This window comes from Stenotrophomonas sp. STEN147 (assembly GCF_056757995.1).
Map to the genome: position 1 here is coordinate 1 of NZ_JBRRCG010000021.1, position 16,790 is coordinate 16,790.

Sequence of the window (16,790 nt, forward strand, 5' to 3'; positions counted from 1 at the left end):
CCCCCCGCGTGCGGCCGCCGGGCTTGGCCCCCTCAACCCGTGTTTTGGGGGGCGCGCCCGGGGCGCCCGGGCCCCCCCCCGGCGGATCCGCATCAGCGCCCTTTCAACACCTTCAGCAGCGCGGCATTGAACTGCCTGGGGTCCTGTACCTGCGGCGAATGGCCCAGTTCGGCGAATTCGACCAGCGTCGCGCCGGCAATCGCCGCAGCGGCCGATTTGCCCAGCGCCGGATAGTTGCCCAGCCGCGCCTTCACTTCTGCCGGTGCCAGGTCACGACCGATCGCGGTGCGGTCCTTCTGGCCGATGAACAGCGCGGTCGGCACCTTCAGATTCTTCAGCTCGTATACCACCGGCTGGTTGAACACCATGTCCGAGGCAAGCGCCTGGCTCCAGGCCACCGCCTGCCTGCCGTCGCCCTCGTACATGCCCGCTTGCATGCGTGCCCAGGTTTCATAGGCAGGCTTCCAGGTGCCGTCGTAGTACACGTCCAGCTGGTAGCGGCGGATGCTCTCGTAACTGGTTTTCAGCTCGCCGGCATACCAGGCATCGACGCTCCGCCACGGCACGCCCAGCGCCTTCCAGTCCTCCAGGCCGATCGGATTGACCAGCGACAGGCTGCGCAGTTCCTGCGGATAGGTCAGTGCATAGCGCACCGCCAGCATGCCCCCCATCGAATGGCCGACCAGGTGCACGGGCAGGCCGCCGAGCTGCAGCTGCTGCAGCAGTGCATGGGTGTTGGCGGCGAGCTGGCCGAATGAATACTGGTAGCGCTCCGGCTTGCTGGATTTGCAGAAGCCGACCTGGTCAGGTGCGATCACGCGGTAACCGGCGGCGAGCAGGGGAGGGATGGTTTCCTTCCAGGTCGCCGCGCAGAAATTCTTGCCATGCAGGAGCACCACCACGCCGATCGGCGCGGTCGTCGGCGCAATGTCCAGATAGGCCATCTGCAGCGGTTGCTGCTGCGATTCCAGGGTGAAGGTCTGTACCGGATAGCCGTAATCGAAGCCCTCCAGCCGCGGCCCATAGGCGGGAGCGGCAGCGGCGGTGAGGGGCAGGCAGGCCAGCAGTGCGGCGGCGATCACGCGCATGGGACATTCCGTGACAGGGGATGCCCGAGCCTAACCGGAACGCGGTGACGGTGTCGTCCGGCAGATGCCCGTCATCAGCACTCGATGACATTCACCGCGAGGCCGCCGCGGCTGGTTTCCTTGTACTTGTCCTGCATGTCGCGGCCGGTGTCGCGCATGGTCTTGATGACCTTGTCCAGCGACACCTTGTGCTTGCCATCGCCGCGCATCGCCATGCGCGAGGCATTGATCGCCTTCACCGCGCCCATCGCGTTGCGCTCGATGCAGGGAATCTGAACCAGCCCACCGATCGGGTCGCAGGTCAGGCCGAGGTTGTGTTCCATGCCGATTTCCGCGGCATTCTCGATCTGGCTTGGATTGCCACCCAGCGCCGCGACCAGGCCGCCGGCCGCCATCGAGCAGGCCACGCCCACTTCGCCCTGACAGCCTACTTCGGCACCGGAAATCGAAGCATTCTCCTTGTAGAGGATGCCGATCGCGGCCGAGGTCAGCAGGAAGTCGAACACACGCTGCTCGTTCGCGCCCGGGCAGAACCGGTCGAAGTAATGCAGCACCGCGGGCAGCACGCCGGCCGCACCGTTGGTCGGCGCGGTTACTACGCGGCCACCGGCGGCGTTTTCCTCGTTCACGGCCAGCGCGTACAGATTGACCCAGTCCAGCGTGGTCAGCGGATCGCGCATCGCCGCTTCCGGCTTCGATGACAGCTCGCGGTACAGCGCCGGCGCGCGACGGCCGACCTTCAGGCCGCCCGGCAGCACGCCTTCCTCGCGGATGCCGCGCGTCACGCACGACTGCATCGCGCTCCAGATCTCGCGCAGCTGGGCGCGGATCTCGTCCTCGCTGCGCCAGCACTTCTCGTTCTCGAACATCAGCTGCGCGATGCTCAGGCCGCTGCGCGCGGTCTGCGCGAGCAGCTCGTCGCCGCTCTTGAACGGATAGGGCAGCGGGGTTTCGTCGGGCACGATGCGGTCATCGGCCGCGTCGTCCTGGTTGACCACGAAGCCACCGCCAACGGAGTAATAGTCGCGCGTGGCGATCACTTCATCGTCGGCGTTGTACGCGGTGAAGCGCATGCCGTTGGTGTGGTACGGCAACTTCTGCCGCTTGTTCATGCCGAGGTCGCGCTTCTCGTCGAAGGCGATCTCATGCTGGCCCATCAGCTGGATGCGCTTGCTGCTGCGGATGCGCTCCAGCGTGGACGGAATGATGTCCGGATCGATCAGGTTGGGGCGCTGGCCTTCCAGGCCAAGCAGGATCGCCTTGTCGGTGCCATGGCCGCGACCGGTCAGCGCCAGCGAACCGTAGACGTCGGCGCGGATGCGTGCGACCTCGTGCAGGCGGCCGGGGTCGAGCAGCCAGCGATGGATGAACCGCTCGGCGGCCTTCATCGGTCCGACGGTGTGGGAAGAGCTCGGGCCAATGCCGATCTTGAAGACGTCGAACGTGCTGACAGCCATGGATGCCAAACTGCGGGTACCGGACAAGCGGCTATTCTAGCGGCTTGCCGGGCCCTCCGATGGCTGCGGCGCAGCATTTCCGCCAAGCGAGGCAAGCCGGTGTTGACCCTGTTCCAGCGTGACGACTGCCACCTGTGCGATATGGCCCTGGCCGAACTGGCCAAGGCACGCGCGCCCGAGTTCGAATCGGTGTTCCTGGATGACCATCCAGCGCTGGAGGCGCACTACGGCGCGCGGGTACCGGTGCTGCGCGACGAGGCGGGCGGCCGCGAACTGGACTGGCCCTTCGATGCGGCGCGGGTGCGGGCCTGGCTGGCTGCGGGGTGACGCCGCCGGGCATGGCCCGGCGCTACCCTGTATCACCGTTCCCAGGTGCAGCCGGGCATGGCCCGTGGCTTACTTCGCGTCGAACTTCACGATCGTGCTGATCGCGGTTTCGTCGGGGATGGTCTTGGTGTCGGCCCAATCGCCGGCGCCGACGCTGAAGTCCAGGCGCTTGACGGTGGCCTTGCCGGTCAGCACCGGCTGCGTGCCCGGCTTCCAGGTGAAGGTGAGCGTCACCGGCTTGCTGACACCACGCAGCTCGAGCGTGCCATCGGCGGCGAACTGGTCATTGCCGATGGCGCGGAAGCCCTTCGCGGTGTAACGCGCGGTGGCGAACTTGCCGACATTGAAGAAGTCCGCGCTCTGCAGCGTCGAGTCACGATCGCTGTTGCCGCTCCTGGCGCCGGCCAGCGGAATCACGACGTCGAGTGAGCCGGCCGCCGGATTGGCGGGATCGAAGCTGAGCTTGGTGGCGAAGCCCGGGAAGCTGCCGGTGAACACTTCGCCGTCGTACTTGCTGGCAAATACCAGGATCGAGCCCGCGCCGGGAGCCTGTGCATAGTCCGCGGCGAACGCCGGGGCGATGGCCAGCATGCCGGCCAGGGCAGCGGCCACGGCCGCCGGGGTGGTCAGTTTCAGGTTCATCGGTCAGTCCTTCTGGGGAGAGGCAAGCCAGCCGCGCGGCAGCATGCGGGTCAACGTGTCGTCGCGCTGGAACAGGTGGTGGTAAAGGGCAGCGCCGGCATGGGCCAGCACCACAGCGATCAGCAGCCAGAAGCCGTACTCATGGATTGCATGCGACACGGCGACGACCTGCGGATCCGGCCCGCTGAGCTTGGGCACATCGACCAGGCCGAACCAGCGGAAGGGCCGCAGCCCGCTGGCAGAGTCGTACAGCCAGCCCGAAAGCGGAATGGCGAACATCAGCACGTACAGCAGCACGTGGGTGGCGCTGGCGATGCGCTCCTGCCAGCTGGGCACACCCGGCACCGGCTTGGGCGCACCGGCGTAGAGGCGCCAGACCAGGCGCAGCAGCACCAGGGCCAGCACGGTGATGCCGATCGACTTGTGCGCGGTGTAGACCCAGAAGTATTTGGGCGTCCTGGGCAGTTCGCCCATGGTCAGGCCGATCACACCCAGGGCGAGGATCAGTAGTGCGATCAACCAGTGCAGGGTCTGGCTGACACTGCCCCAGGCGGCAGGGGAGTTCTTGGCGGTCATGCGGGGTCCTTGGGGGCCGTCTTGCTGTCGGAGTGGGGAACCGGGGCAGGAGTTCCCGGCCTGTCGCTGCGGTCGAGGAAGGCCTCGGCCTCGATCCGTACCTGTACCGCGTCGCCGATCACCCCGGGCCAGGCGGTGATGCCGAACGCGCGGCGGCTCAACGTGGTGCTGGCGGAAAAACCGGCGGTGCGGCGGAACGGCGGCAAGGGATAGCGTTTGATGGCATTGAGGGTCACATCCAGCGCGACCTCCTGGCTGACCCCGCGCAGGGTCAGCGTTCCGAACACACGGGCGTGGTTCGCATCGATCGGTTCGACCCGCGACGATACGAACCGGGCGCTGGGAAACCGCTCGCCATCAAGCAGGCTGCGGGCCAGCGTGGCCTGGTTCCATTTGGCATCACCCAGATCCAGCCGGGCCACCGGCACATCGACCTGCAGGGTTGCCTCGCGCCAGTTGTCGGGATCGAACTGAAGGTGGCCCTCACTGCCCGAAACCGTCCCCATGGCCTGCGAATAGCCGGCATGATCGATCGTGAACAGCACCCGCGTGTGCACCGGATCCAGCCGGTAGGTATCGAGCTGTGCCCAGGCGGGTGCAGCGGCGAGCAGCAAGGGCAGCAGGAGCAGGCGGGGTCGCATCGATGGCGGGCTCCGGGAAGGGACGCTGCGATCATACGCACAGCCCCCTGACAACGCTGCGTGCATGGCTGCAACAGTTCGTGGTGGCGATGCCACTGGAAACGGGCTGTTGCAGTCGTGAAGCCTGGGCTGTGTGACAATCGCGGCTGGATCGGGGGTTCAGGATGACGAGTGGCTGGCGTCTGTGGTGCCGAGGCATCGCAGTAACGGGTCTGCTGCTGCTGGCAAGCGCCACGGTGGCCGCGACTCTGGACATGGCTGGGGAGACACCACGGCTGCGCCGCTTCGGCGCCGCCGAGGGCTTGCCGTCGCGCATGGTCGTGGCCCTGGCCGAAGACCGCCAGGGGTACATCTGGGCGGCTACCGATGGTGGGCTGGCCCGCTACGACGGCACGACGCTGCGGGTCTGGCAGCATGAACCGGAGCGACCGGGTTCGCTGCCGGGCAACGAGATCGAGACCCTGCTGGTGGATCCGCTGGACCGGGTGTGGGTCGGCATCAACGGCAAGGGCATCGCCCGGCTGGACGCGGATCGCGAGCGCTTCTCCAGCTTCGACACGGTGAACAATGAATGCCAGAGCCAGTTCTGGACACTGGCCTATGCGGACGATGCGCTGTGGATCGGCACCAGCGGCCATGGCGTATGCCGCTTCGGCGAGGATGGCAGCCTGCGCTTCTTCCAGCATGATCCGCAGCGCCCCGGCGGCTTGCCCAGCAACACCATCTTCAGCAGCTTGGTTGACGCGCAGGGCCGCCTGTGGGTCGGCACCGAGGCCGGTGTCGCCCGCTGGAACGGCAACGGCTTCGAGGCCATCGCGCCGCGCGAGCTGGGCTCGGTCAGCGTGCTGCGTCTCAGCCGCGACCCCGATGGATCGATCTGGGTCGGCAGCCAGAACGAAGGCCTGTTCCGCATCGATGCCCAGGACCGCGTCAGCCGTCCACGCTGGGCCGGCAGTGATCGCCTGCGCTCGGCACTGGTGCTGGCGGACCGGCAGGGAGGCTACTGGGCAGGTACCTCGGATGGACTGCTGCGCGGTGATGCGCAGACACTGCGGCGCTTGGAGGGCGATCGCGGCAGCGGCTTCCTGACCGCGCACAGTGGCGTGCTCGATCTGCTGCAGGACCACGAGGGCGGGGTCTGGGTGGCCCTGCTGAGCCAGGGGTTGGCCTATCTGCCGCCGGACTGGCGCCGCTTCTCCACCTGGAACCAGCTCGACGGCAAACCGCTGGACAGCCAGTACCTGCTCAGTGCGGCCACCGATGGCCGGAATTACTACGTGAGTTCGGCACACGGCGTGTACCGGATCGATGCGCAGGGTGTGCTGAGTCTGCTCGCCAGTGATCGCGAACTGGGCAGTGGCGCGGTCTGGTCGGTACTGCCGCGGCCGGACGGCCGTCTCTGGCTGGGCCGCGCCGGGCGCATCACCGTCTATGACCCGGCCACCCGCGCAACCCGGGACTGGCGCATCGACGGCGGCTCCGACCTGCGCCAGCGCATCGACCTGATGCGGCAGGCGCCGGATGGCACCGCCTGGGTGTCGGTGATGAATGTCGGCGTGCAGCAGCGTCTGGACGATGGCCGGGTGCTGCGCAGCTTCCCCGTCGAGGGATTCCGCGGCCTGGGCGATGCGCCGATCGAGCAGATTCGATTCGATCCGCGCGGGCAGGCCTGGGTGATGGGTGACATGGGCCTCTGGCGCCAGCAGGGTGAGCGCTTCGAGGCGGTTCCGGGCGTCTCGCGGGGATCGATCTACGACCTGGTGTGGATCGATCCGCAGCAGCTGTGGCTCGCCCGCCAGGGCGCCTTTGAGCGCTACCAGTGGGACGGCATGAGCCTGCGCCTGGTGCAGCGCGTCGATGCTGCCGCCGGCGTGCCACCCCTGAGCATGGGTGGGCTGGCCTTGGCCGACGATGGCCGACTGTGGGCCACCACGCCGCGCGGTCTGCTGCGCTGGGATCCGAAAACGAAGCGGCTGAGGCAGTTCACCGAGCGCGACGGACTGCCCGATGCCGAATTCACCGGCCGACCGCCTGCGGTGAACGCCGATGGCCGCGTGCTCGCGGTGACCCAGACCGGCGCGGTCGGTTTCGACGTCAATGCCGCCGACACCCCACTGCCATCCTCCGCGCTGGTGATCGCGCAGGTGCGCGTACGTCGCGACGATGCGCGCGGCTGGCAACCCTTGCCGACCACCGGGGTGCTGCTGCTGGGTCCGGATGACCGTGATCTGCAGATCGACGCGCGGCTGCTCTCGTACGGCAACCCGCAGGGCAACCGCTATCGGTTCCGTGTGCAGGGCTATGACCAGAACTGGGTGGAGCAGGGCGGCGACGGCCAGCGCACGCTGTCGCGCCTCGCGCCCGGTGCCTACGTGATCGAAGTACAGGCGGCCACCGACAGTGGTCCGTGGACGCCGTCGCAGCAACTGCAGGTGAAGGTATTGCCGCCCTGGTGGCGCAGCGGCATGGCGATCTTCGGCTACCTGCTGCTGGGCTCGTTGCTGCTGCTGGTGCTGGCATGGGCGATCCGCAGCCGTCTGAGAAGGCGCCAGCAGTGGCAGCTGACTGTGCACAAGCAGCAACTGGCCGAGCAGGCCTCGCAGGCCAAGAGCCACTTCCTGGCCACGCTGGGTCATGAAGTGCGCACGCCGATGACCGGCGTGCTGGGCATGAGCGAACTGCTGCTGGCCACATCACTGGATCCGGTACAGCGCAGCTATGCCGGATCGATCCAGCAGGCGGGCAGCCATCTGCTGCGTCTGGTCAACGATGCCCTGGACCTGGCCCGGATCGAAGCCGGGCGGCTGGAGCTGGACCTGCGTCCGTTCGATCTTGCCGCGCTGTTGGACCAGGTGCAGATGCTGATGCGGCCGATGGCGCAGCAGCGCCAGCTCGATTTTGTACGCGAGGATGCCTTGCCCGGCCCGATCAGCGTCAGTGGCGATGAAATGCGCATCCGCCAGATCCTGCTGAACCTGCTCGGCAATGCCATCAAGTTCACCGAGCGCGGCCAGGTCGGCCTGGGCGTGCGGCTGCAGGAGGATGGCGGCGGGGTGTGCTTCGAGGTGTTCGATACCGGCCCCGGCATCAATGCCGAACAGCAGCAGCGTCTGTTCCATCGCTTCGAGCAGGCCGATGGCCCGCGGACAGCATCGCGCTATGGCGGCAGCGGGCTGGGCCTGGCGATCTGCCAGGAACTGGCCGTGGCGATGGGGGGGCGCATCGATGTCGACAGCCAGCCGGGCAGGGGCGCGCGGTTCCGCGTGCAGCTGCCGCTGCCGTGGACCCGCCAGGCTGCCCACAGTGGTTCGGACAGGGCGTCGCCACCGCCGCTGCCGCCGCTGCGCATCCTGCTGGTCGAAGATGACGCCACGGTAGCGGACGTCATCGCCGGCCTGCTGCGCGGTCGTGGCCACGACGTAGTGCATGTGCTGCACGGCCTGGGGGCCTTGTCGGAGATCGCGACCGAGGGGTTCGATGTCGGTCTGCTCGACCTGGATCTGCCGGCGCTGGACGGAACCGCGATCGCCCGTCAGCTGCGCGCCATGGGCTATGAGCTGCCGCTGGTGGCGGTGACCGCGCGGTCCGATGCCTATGCGGAGGCGCAGGTGCTGGCCGCCGGTTTCGACGGTTTCCTGCGCAAGCCGGTCACGGGCGACATGCTGGTGGCGGCCATCGTGCAGGCTCGCAGCAAGCGCCAGGGTGAGGGCTGATTGCGCCGGCGCCGGGCGTGAACGGCGCGACTTTCGGTTTACCATGCCGACGCCCGCACGACGGGCACCATCTGGGAACGCGTGAGGAGGCGATCAGTGGCGTATCTGCGGGCGGCGATGCTGCTGATGCTTCTGCTGTGCTGCCTGGCGCCCGCTGCTGCACAGCCGGTACCGCCCACGCCCCGGCAGGTGACGGTGTTCGATGGCCTGCCGTCCAACACCGTCAACCGCATGGCGGAGGACCGCTACGGCTACCTGTGGATCGCCACCAATGACGGGCTGGCACGATACGACGGTCGCAACTACCGGGTCTGGCGCTCCGAGGACGGCCTGCGCGACAACCGCATCTGGACCGTACTGGTCGATACCCGCAACCGCTTGTGGATCGGCACCGAGAATGCCGGCCTGGTAAGGATGTCGGCCGACCGCCGGCAGCTGCGGTTCTTCGACCGCAGCAGCCAGCCGCTGATGAGCACCAATACGATCTGGAGCCTGGCCGCCACCCCCGATGGCTCGATCTGGTTCGGTACCCACGAAGGCGGGCTGTACCGGGTGGATGGCAATGATCGCGTGCAGCGCTTCCTGCCCGAGGCGAACAATCCGCGCAGCCTGCCGGCTGCTGCGGTGCCCTATCTGGCCACGCTGCCCGACGGCAGCCTGTGGGTGGGCACCAAGCATGGCGTGGCGCGTTGGACCGGCAGCGATTTCGAACGGGTCGGCGACGAGCAGGTGCCCGGCCAGCTGATCAACGGTCTGAGCGCCGAGCCTGACGGCAGCCTGTGGATCAGCACGCTGTCCGGCGCATTCGTGCGCCGGCCGGATGGTCGCTTCGAGCGGCAACCCTGGTCGGTGCCGGCCGGCGACGAGGTGCTGGGCATGATGCTGCGCGATGAGCAGGGGGGCTACTGGCTGGACACCCGCAGCGGACTCGGCCGAGCGGTCGATGGCCAGTACCAGACGGTGCCGCTGTACAGCGCGATCGCCCGCGGCCAGGTGCGGCCGAACTGGACCGGTGCCTACGAGGATCGCGAGGGCGGCATCTGGCTGGCCAGCACCAATGCCGGTCTCTGGCACCTGTTGCCGCGGTGGTGGCAGTTCTCGGTGTTCTCGCGTCTGGAGGACGATGCATCATCACTGCGCAACGCCTACGTACTCGGCACCAGTGCGTCCAGCAACGGAGGTGTCTGGACGGTCGGCAGCCACGGCGCGCTGGATCGCTTCAATCCCCGTACCGGCCAGATCGAGCAGTTCCGGCGTGGCGTCAATGGCATCCACTGGCTGACCTCGGTTCGCGAGGACCGCCATGGCCGGGTCTGGATCGGTTCGTCCGGAGCGCTGCTGCGCTATGACCCGGCGCGCGACGAGCTGCGCCGCTGGGGGCGCGACGCGCCTGCCGATGCCGCGATGGAGGGCGATGTCGACGCACTGATGATCTGCGACAGCAACAGCCTGTGGTTGATGATGCCCGCCGGCCTGCAGCAGCGCGATCTGGAAGGTCGGCTGCTGCTCGAACTGGACAATGGCCAGAACGGACTGCAGAACGGCCAGCTGAACCAGGATCTGGTATGCGGTCCGCAGAAGCAGCTGTGGCTGGCCAGCAGCCGCGGGCTGCTGCAGTGGCAGCCTGAGCAGCAGCGCTTCCAGCCGGTGCCCGGCGCGCCGGCAACGGCACTGTACGCGGCGTATACCGGCAGCGACGGCCAGGTGTGGCTGTCCGAGGACGGCCGGTTGTCGCGCTATCGATGGAGCCAGGGGCGTCTGGAGCGGCAGGGGGTCATTGGTGCCGAACAGGGATATCCAGCGGTTTCCGCTACCGGTCTGGTGGTCGATGCGCAGGGTGTGGCCTGGGCCACCAGCGCACGCGGCCTGGTCCGGGTCGGCGCGGACGGCCAGAACGTGCGCCTGTACGGCGTGCACGATGGCCTGCCCAGCCAGGAGTTCCGCGCGCATACCTTGATCGCGACGTCTTCGGGACGGTTGGTGGCAGGCACCCCGGCCGGCGTGGTGGTGTTCGATCCGGAACAGGTGCGGCCTTCGGTGCGCCGCGCACCGCTGGTGATCGAGCGGGTGGAGGTGCGCCGCAACGAGCAGGTGCTGGACCTGACCCACGACACACCGTTGCTGATCGCCGACGGCGACCGCGATCTGCGCATCGTGGCGCGCCTGCTGTCCTTTGCCGATTCGGCCTCCAATTCGTATCGCTACCGCCTGGCCGGTTATGACCCGGACTGGGTCGAGGTCGGGCCTGCCGGTGAACGCCTGTTCTCGCGGCTGCCGCCGGGCAGCTATCGTCTGGAAGTGCAGGCGCGCTCGGCCGACCACGTCTGGTCGCGGGTGCAGACCCTGGAGTTCCGCGTGCAGCCGCCGTGGTGGCGCAGCCTGTCGGGCCTGCTGGTGCTGACGTCGATCGCGTTGCTGCTGACCAGCTGGTTCGCGTGGCTGTACCGTCGCCGCCTGCAGCGTCGCCACGCCTACCAGCTGGCGTTGCACAAGCAGGAGCTGGCCGAGCAGGCTTCGGCGGCCAAGACACGCTTCCTGGCCAATCTGGGCCATGAGATCCGCACGCCGATGACCGGTGTGATGGGCATGAGCGAGCTGCTGTTGTCCTCGCCGCTGGATCCTCAGCAGCGCGGCTACACCCAGTCCATCCGCCAGGCGGGCGAGCATCTGCTGCATCTGGTCAACGATGCGCTGGACCTGGCGCGGATCGAATCGGGGCGCCTGGAACTGCAGTCCCGGCCGTTCGCGCTCCATTGCCTGCTGCAGGACCTGGCCGCGCTGATGGGGCCGCTGGCCGCGCAGAAGGGACTGCGCTTCGTCCTGGACAATCGCTTGCCGCCCGGCCTGCAGGCCACCGGCGATGCGGTCCGGGTGCGGCAGATCCTGCTCAACCTGCTGTCCAACGCGGTGAAGTTCACCAGCCGTGGCACCATCACCCTGCATGCCCGGTGCGATGAGGCGATGCGTGCACTCCAGTTCGAAGTGCGTGACACCGGGCCGGGCATCAGCCAGGAACAGCAGCTGCGCCTGTTCCGCCGGTTCGAGCAGGCTGACGGTGCACGTACCGCGGCGCAGTATGGTGGCAGCGGCCTGGGGCTGGCGATCTGCCGCGAGCTGGCGCAGGCGATGCAGGGCCGGATCCAGGTCGAAAGCCAGTTGGGGCGCGGAACCTGCTTTGGAGTGATGCTGCCCCTGCCGCTGGAAGTGGACGCCGACGCCGATGCGGACAGCGCCGCGCGGAGCGAGGATGCAGTAGCGAACATGCCCCCCCTGCGCGTGCTGCTGGTGGAGGATGACGCGACGGTGGCCGATGTCGTGCAGGGTCTTCTGAGTGCGCGCGGCCATGAGGTGGTGCATGCCGGGCATGCGTTGGCGGCGTTGCGCGAGATCAGCGGGAGTGATTTCGATGTGGCCCTGCTTGACCTGGACCTGCCGGGCCTCAGCGGCTTCGAGCTGGCCGAGCATCTGCGCAACCAGGGGTACACGCTGCCGTTGCTGGCGGTGACCGCGCGCACGGACCCGGACCTGCAGAAGCAGGTGGAAGCGGCCGGGATCGGCGGTTTCCTGCGCAAACCGGTCACGGGCGAGCTGCTGGTGGAGGCCATCGCCAAGGTGTTGGGACGCTGAGGCCGGGCACAGTCCGGCAGGCTACTCCGCGACGTGTTCGACCTGGCGGGGTTCGGGCTTGGTGTCCGGCAACTGCCAGAAGATCATCGTCGAGGTCAGCGTGATCGCACCCACGCACAGGAACGTGGCATGCAACGCCGCCGTCGCGCCGTGGCCCTCCAGGTGCGTGCCGAAGGCCGCCAGCAGGCTGCCCGCCGCCGCCGCGCCGAAGCCGGCAGCCAGCATCATCACCATCGACAGCAGACTGTTGCCCGAACTGGCGAACTCCCGATCCAGATCGCGCAGGGTCACGGTGTTCATCACGGTGAACTGCAGCGAATTGACCGCACCGAAGAAGGCCAGCTGCAGCAGGCGCCAGCCCAGGTGCTGGCCCGGCGTCATCAGGATGAAGCTGGCCATGGCCAGGCCCACCAGCACGGTGTTGATCATCAACACGCGCCGATAGCCGTAGCGTTCGACCAGCTTCACCGCCAGCCGCTTGGAGACCATGCCGGCCGCGGCCACCGGTACCATCATCAGGCCGGCGTTCATCGGTCCCAGGCCAAGGCCCACCTGCAGCAGCAGCGGAATCAGCATCGGCATGGCGCTGCTGCCGATGCGTGAGAACAGGTTGCCGAGGATGCCGATGCGATAGCTGGGCACACGGAACAGCGCCAGCGAGAACAGCGGCGCGGTCGAGTTGGCCGCATGCAGCCAATAGCCCACCAGTGCGGCCAGTCCCGCCACGGTTATCAGCATCACCAGCGCGTGCGGCGTACCCAGCCCGGAGATGCCATCCAGCGCCAGCGACAGCACCACCATCGCAAAGGCCAGCATGATGTAGCCGCGCAGGTCGAAGCGGGTGCGGTGGCTGGCGTAATGGTCCGGCATGATCTTCATCGCAGCGATGAAGCCGATCACGCCGATCGGAAGGTTGATCAGGAAGACCCAGTGCCAGGAGGCGATCTCGACCAGCCAGCCGCCCAGCGTCGGGCCGATCAAGGGGCCGATCAGGGCGGGGATGGCGATGAAGCTCATCGCACGCAGGAAGTCCTCGCGTGGCACCGAACGCATCACCGCCAGGCGGCCGACCGGCAGCAGCATCGCACCGCCGATGCCCTGCAGCACGCGGGCACCCACCAGCTGATGCAGGTGCTGGGCCAGCGCGCAGGCCAGCGAGCCGAGGGTGAACAGGATGATCGCCACCAGGAAGGTGCGCCGGGTGCCGTAGCGGTCAGCGATCCAGCCGGAGGCGGGAATGAACGTGGCGACCGCCAGTGCATAGCTGAACACCACCGACTGCATCTGCAGCGGACTCTCGCCCAGGCTGGCCGCCATCGCCGGCAGCGCCGTGTTGACGATGGTCGAGTCCAGCATCTGCATGAAGATCGCCAGGGACACCAGCCACAGCAGGGGGCGCTGGCGGTTGTAGGTCGATGGCGATGTGGACATGGGGTGTGGCCGGTGCAACGTGGGGGCGCCATGATCGCGCACTGCGGGTCACGGCGCGATCAACGCCGCGCCGCAACCGCATGCGCACTGCTCAGCGCTGGCTGTGCGCGTGCACCGCGTCGACCAGTACCTGCACGTGGGCCGGGTCCATATCCGGTGACATGCCATGGCCCAGGTTGAACACGTGGCCCTCGCGCGACCCGCCATTGCCGGCGGCATAGGTATCGAGCACGCGCGCGGCAGCGGCGGCGATCGCATCGGGCGAAGCGTACAGCGTGGTGGGGTCGAGGTTGCCCTGCAGGGCAACGCGACCACCGGTGCGGCGCAGCGCTTCGTCCAGGTCCAGCGTCCAGTCCAGGCCCAGTGCATCCGCACCGGTCTGCGACAGTGCTTCCAGGTGCAGGCCGGTGCCCTTGCCGAACAGGATCAGCGGCGTACGCTCGCTGCCTTCGCCACGGTCCAGGCCCTGGGCAATCCGCTGCAGGTAGCGCAGCGAGAATTCGCGGTACATCGCCGGCGACAGCACGCCGCCCCAGGTGTCGAAGACCTGCAGGGCCTGCGCGCCCGCCGCACGTTGTGCGCCCAGATAGGCGATGACCGCGTCGGTGGTGACCTCCAGCAGGCGGTGCAGCGCCTGCGGGTGGTTCAGCGCCATGGCCTTGATGCGCGAGAAATCCTTGCTGCCGCCGCCTTCCACCATGTAGCAGGCCAGTGTCCATGGGCTGCCGGAGAAACCGATCAGCGGTACCTGGCCATCCAGCTCGCGTCGGATCAGGCGCACCGCATCCATCACGTAGCCCAGGTCCTGCTCCATGTCCGGCACCGCCAGCCTGGCGATGGCGGCTTCGTCACGCACCGGGTGGCGGAACTTGGGGCCTTCGCCTTCGACGAAGTACAACTCCAGTCCCATCGCGTCGGGGATGGTGAGGATGTCCGAGAACAGGATGGCGGCATCCAGCGGGAAACGCCGCAGCGGCTGGAGGGTGACTTCGCAGGCGATCTCCGGGTTCTTGGCCATCGCCAGGAAGCTGCCGGCCTTGGCCCGGGTCGCGCGGTACTCCGGCAGGTAGCGGCCGGCCTGGCGCATCAGCCAGACGGGCGTGCAATCCACCGGTTCGCGGCGCAGAGCGCGTAGCAGGCGATCATTGCGGAGAGGGCTGGTCACGTTGAACGTTCCTTGGATCGAAGGTGGGCAGCGGCGTCAGTCGCCGTGCGAAAGGATCTGGAAGCCACGATGCAGTTCGGCATCGCGCGCCTTCTCGAAGGCGTGGCGGGCTTCGTCGGCCTGCAGGAACAGCTCGCGGCGCAGCTGCGAGCGGCCACCGACGCGGCCGCTTTCGCGCAGCAGCTCCCAGCCGCCGAAAAGATCCGGCTGCAGGCTCAGGCGCAGGAACCGCGGTGCCTGCGCACCGGCTTCGGGATGTTGCAGGTAGACATGCATGGCCCGATTGTAGCGGGGCCAGGGTGACCCCGGCCGCAACGCGGTAGCGCCGGGCCATGCCCGGCGGACGCTCAGGAAACCCCGGTAGCGCCGGGCCATGCCCGGCGCACGCGGAAGCGATCAACCCTGGCCCAGCACCTTCAATACCGCCGCTTCATCCACGTCCGGCACCACCTCGGCGCGCCCCATGCCGCGCCAGAGCACCAGGCGCAGTCGACCGGCCACGTTCTTCTTGTCCAGCCGCATGCGGCCGAGCAGGGCCTGCGGATCCAGGCCGGCCGGGATCGCGACCGGCAGCCCGAGCCTTTCCAGCAGCGCCTGCAGGCGCGCGCGGTCGGCATCGTCGGCCAGGCCGAGATCGGTGGACAGCCTGGCCGCCAGCACCATGCCCACTGCCACCGCCTCGCCATGGTTCAGCGCATCGCGGCCCGGCGCCGAATAGCCCTGTTCGGTTTCGATGGCATGGCCAAAGGTGTGGCCGAGGTTCAGCAGGGCACGCTCCCCCTTCTCGAACGGATCGCGCTCGACGATGGCGGCCTTGTGCCTGCAGCTGCGGGCGATGGCTTCGGCCAGCACCACGTCCTCGCCAGCGGACAGCGCGTCGGCGTGGTGCTGCAGCCAGTCGAAGAAATCCGCATCGCCCAGTGCGCCGTACTTCACCACTTCGGCCAGCCCCGCGCGCAGTTCGCGCGGCGGCAGGGTGGCCAGCACGCCGGTATCGGCCACCACCGCGCGCGGCGGATGGAAGGCACCGACCAGATTCTTGCCGGCAGGAATGTCTACGGCAGTCTTGCCGCCCACGGACGAATCGACCATCGCCAACAGCGTGGTCGGCAGCTGCACGCAGTCGATGCCCCGCATCCAGCAGGCTGCGGCGAAGCCGGCCAGGTCGCCGACGACGCCCCCACCGAGCGCGAACACACAGGCATCGCGGGTGGCGCCCAGGGCTGCCAGCGCTTCAATGGCGCGGCCGAATTCGGCCAGGGTCTTGGAGGCTTCGCCGGCAGCCAGCACGTGTTCGCCGACGACCAGGTCCGGACGCGCGGCCAGCAGGGTCTGCTTCAGCCGCGCCAGGTACAGCGGGGCGACGTCGCTGTCGCTGAGCAGCAGGACGTGGCGCCCCCGCACGTGGCGGGCGAGGGCAGGGCCATCGCTCTGGACGCCGGCGCCGATGGAGATGGTGTAAGGGCGGTCACCGCCAACGGCGACCTGCAGCGGAGTGGGGGAAGTCATGCGATCAGGTCCTGGCGCTGCCATTGCGCGGCGAGCTTGACGACCAGCTGGGCGGTGGCGTCGGCAGCGGTGTACGGGTCGGTATCAAGGGTAAGGTCGGCCAGTTCGCGGTACAGCGGATCGCGATGGGCGGCCAGGTCATGCAGCACCTGTTCGCGGTCGGGGCGCTGCAGCAACGGCCGGGCCTTGTCGCGGGCCAGCCGTTCCAGTTGTGCGGTCACGCTGACGCGCAGGTAGACCACGAAGCCACGGCGGGCGATCAATGCCCGGTTGTCCGGGTCCAGTACCGCTCCGCCGCCGGTCGAGACCAGCTGGCCGTGGCCCTGCAGGAGGCGGGCCAGCGCGTCGCGCTCGAGGCTGCGGAAGCCGGCTTCGCCGGAGTGCTCGAAGATCGTGGGAATGCTGGCTCCGGCGGCGTCGACGATGGACTGGTCGACATCGACGAAGTCCAGCGTGAAGCGCTCGGCGAGGCGGCGGCCGATGCAGGTTTTGCCGGCGCCCATCGGGCCGATCAGGATCAGGTTCGGAGCAGGATTCATGCGCCCTGATGCTAACACCTCCGTGCCCCGGCCTTTACGTCCTTCACGTCAGGGTGGGACTTCCTGCGGGGATTC

The 16,790-nt window shown here is 68.2% G+C and carries 13 protein-coding genes; 3 read left to right on the forward strand and 10 right to left on the reverse strand.

Annotated features, from left to right (window positions below; all coding sequences use genetic code 11):
• Window positions 1–92 precede the first annotated feature (92 nt).
• Window positions 93–1,088, reverse strand: coding sequence for an alpha/beta fold hydrolase (locus ACVOKU_RS16545; RefSeq protein WP_481560414.1), 996 nt, complete (start codon window positions 1,086–1,088; stop codon window positions 93–95).
• 74 nt (window positions 1,089–1,162) lie between these two features.
• Entirely contained in the window at window positions 1,163–2,545 is a 1,383-nt protein-coding gene (locus ACVOKU_RS16550) for an L-serine ammonia-lyase (RefSeq protein WP_074899552.1), read from the reverse strand.
• A gap of 141 nt (window positions 2,546–2,686) precedes the next feature.
• Between ACVOKU_RS16550 and ACVOKU_RS16555 the strand changes: the two genes are divergently transcribed.
• On the forward strand, window positions 2,687–2,872 hold the full coding sequence (locus tag ACVOKU_RS16555; RefSeq protein ID WP_053519891.1) for a thioredoxin domain-containing protein: 186 nt from the start codon (window positions 2,687–2,689) through the stop codon (window positions 2,870–2,872).
• A 69-nt stretch (window positions 2,873–2,941) separates the two neighbouring features.
• Here ACVOKU_RS16555 and ACVOKU_RS16560 read toward each other — a convergent pair whose 3' ends face one another.
• From ACVOKU_RS16560 to ACVOKU_RS16570, 3 genes are read right to left on the reverse strand one after another with little or no spacing between them, the layout of a single operon-like run.
• Window positions 2,942–3,514 carry a YceI family protein gene (locus tag ACVOKU_RS16560; protein WP_481560415.1) on the reverse strand — a complete coding sequence of 191 codons (573 nt, stop codon included), beginning with the start codon at window positions 3,512–3,514 and terminating at the stop codon, window positions 2,942–2,944.
• Window positions 3,515–3,517: 3 nt separating this feature from the next.
• A complete protein-coding gene (locus tag ACVOKU_RS16565) occupies window positions 3,518–4,090 on the reverse strand; it encodes a cytochrome b (RefSeq protein WP_481560416.1) in 573 nt (190 codons plus the stop codon).
• A complete protein-coding gene (locus ACVOKU_RS16570) occupies window positions 4,087–4,731 on the reverse strand; it encodes a YceI family protein (protein ID WP_053519879.1) in 645 nt (214 codons plus the stop codon). The genes ACVOKU_RS16565 and ACVOKU_RS16570 overlap by 4 nt, the downstream gene beginning before the upstream one ends.
• Window positions 4,732–4,895: 164 nt before the next feature.
• On the opposite strand from ACVOKU_RS16570, the gene ACVOKU_RS16575 reads away from it, so the two are divergent.
• Both ACVOKU_RS16575 and ACVOKU_RS16580 read left to right on the forward strand, forming a co-directional pair.
• Complete coding sequence (locus ACVOKU_RS16575) at window positions 4,896–8,444, forward strand: sensor histidine kinase (protein WP_481560417.1); 3,549 nt, start codon at window positions 4,896–4,898, stop codon at window positions 8,442–8,444.
• A gap of 96 nt (window positions 8,445–8,540) precedes the next feature.
• A complete protein-coding gene (locus ACVOKU_RS16580; protein ID WP_481560418.1) occupies window positions 8,541–12,071 on the forward strand; it encodes a hybrid sensor histidine kinase/response regulator in 3,531 nt (1,176 codons plus the stop codon).
• Window positions 12,072–12,092: 21 nt separating this feature from the next.
• Here ACVOKU_RS16580 and mdtD read toward each other — a convergent pair whose 3' ends face one another.
• The 5 genes from mdtD to ACVOKU_RS16605 all read right to left on the reverse strand — a co-directional run bounded on the left by mdtD (window position 12,093) and on the right by ACVOKU_RS16605 (window position 16,715).
• Entirely contained in the window at window positions 12,093–13,502 is a 1,410-nt protein-coding gene (mdtD, locus tag ACVOKU_RS16585) for a multidrug transporter subunit MdtD (RefSeq protein WP_481560419.1), read from the reverse strand.
• 91 nt (window positions 13,503–13,593) lie between these two features.
• Window positions 13,594–14,667: a uroporphyrinogen decarboxylase gene (gene hemE / locus ACVOKU_RS16590; protein WP_053518664.1), complete on the reverse strand. Its 1,074-nt coding sequence runs from the start codon at window positions 14,665–14,667 to the stop codon at window positions 13,594–13,596.
• Between the two features lie 36 nt (window positions 14,668–14,703).
• Window positions 14,704–14,943: a WGR domain-containing protein gene (locus tag ACVOKU_RS16595; protein ID WP_053518663.1), complete on the reverse strand. Its 240-nt coding sequence runs from the start codon at window positions 14,941–14,943 to the stop codon at window positions 14,704–14,706.
• A gap of 120 nt (window positions 14,944–15,063) precedes the next feature.
• Window positions 15,064–16,176: a 3-dehydroquinate synthase gene (gene aroB / locus ACVOKU_RS16600; protein WP_128987990.1), complete on the reverse strand. Its 1,113-nt coding sequence runs from the start codon at window positions 16,174–16,176 to the stop codon at window positions 15,064–15,066.
• A complete protein-coding gene (locus ACVOKU_RS16605; RefSeq protein ID WP_481560420.1) occupies window positions 16,173–16,715 on the reverse strand; it encodes a shikimate kinase in 543 nt (180 codons plus the stop codon). The genes aroB and ACVOKU_RS16605 overlap by 4 nt, the downstream gene beginning before the upstream one ends.
• Between the last annotated feature and the right edge of the window lie 75 nt (window positions 16,716–16,790).

Bases quoted from the DNA above. Each gene is read 5' to 3' on its own strand.
- ACVOKU_RS16555 (WP_053519891.1), top strand. From the start codon at position 2,687: ATGGCCCTGGCCGAACTGGCCAAGGCACGCGCGCCCGAGTTCGAATCG.
- ACVOKU_RS16545 (WP_481560414.1), bottom strand. From the start codon at position 1,088: ATGCGCGTGATCGCCGCCGCACTGCTGGCCTGCCTGCCCCTCACCGCC.
- ACVOKU_RS16575 (WP_481560417.1), top strand. From the start codon at position 4,896: ATGACGAGTGGCTGGCGTCTGTGGTGCCGAGGCATCGCAGTAACGGGT.
- ACVOKU_RS16570 (WP_053519879.1), bottom strand. From the start codon at position 4,731: ATGCGACCCCGCCTGCTCCTGCTGCCCTTGCTGCTCGCCGCTGCACCC.
- ACVOKU_RS16605 (WP_481560420.1), bottom strand. From the start codon at position 16,715: ATGAATCCTGCTCCGAACCTGATCCTGATCGGCCCGATGGGCGCCGGC.
- ACVOKU_RS16560 (WP_481560415.1), bottom strand. From the start codon at position 3,514: ATGAACCTGAAACTGACCACCCCGGCGGCCGTGGCCGCTGCCCTGGCC.
- mdtD (WP_481560419.1), bottom strand. From the start codon at position 13,502: ATGTCCACATCGCCATCGACCTACAACCGCCAGCGCCCCCTGCTGTGG.
- ACVOKU_RS16550 (WP_074899552.1), bottom strand. From the start codon at position 2,545: ATGGCTGTCAGCACGTTCGACGTCTTCAAGATCGGCATTGGCCCGAGC.
- ACVOKU_RS16595 (WP_053518663.1), bottom strand. From the start codon at position 14,943: ATGCATGTCTACCTGCAACATCCCGAAGCCGGTGCGCAGGCACCGCGG.
- ACVOKU_RS16565 (WP_481560416.1), bottom strand. From the start codon at position 4,090: ATGACCGCCAAGAACTCCCCTGCCGCCTGGGGCAGTGTCAGCCAGACC.
- aroB (WP_128987990.1), bottom strand. From the start codon at position 16,176: ATGACTTCCCCCACTCCGCTGCAGGTCGCCGTTGGCGGTGACCGCCCT.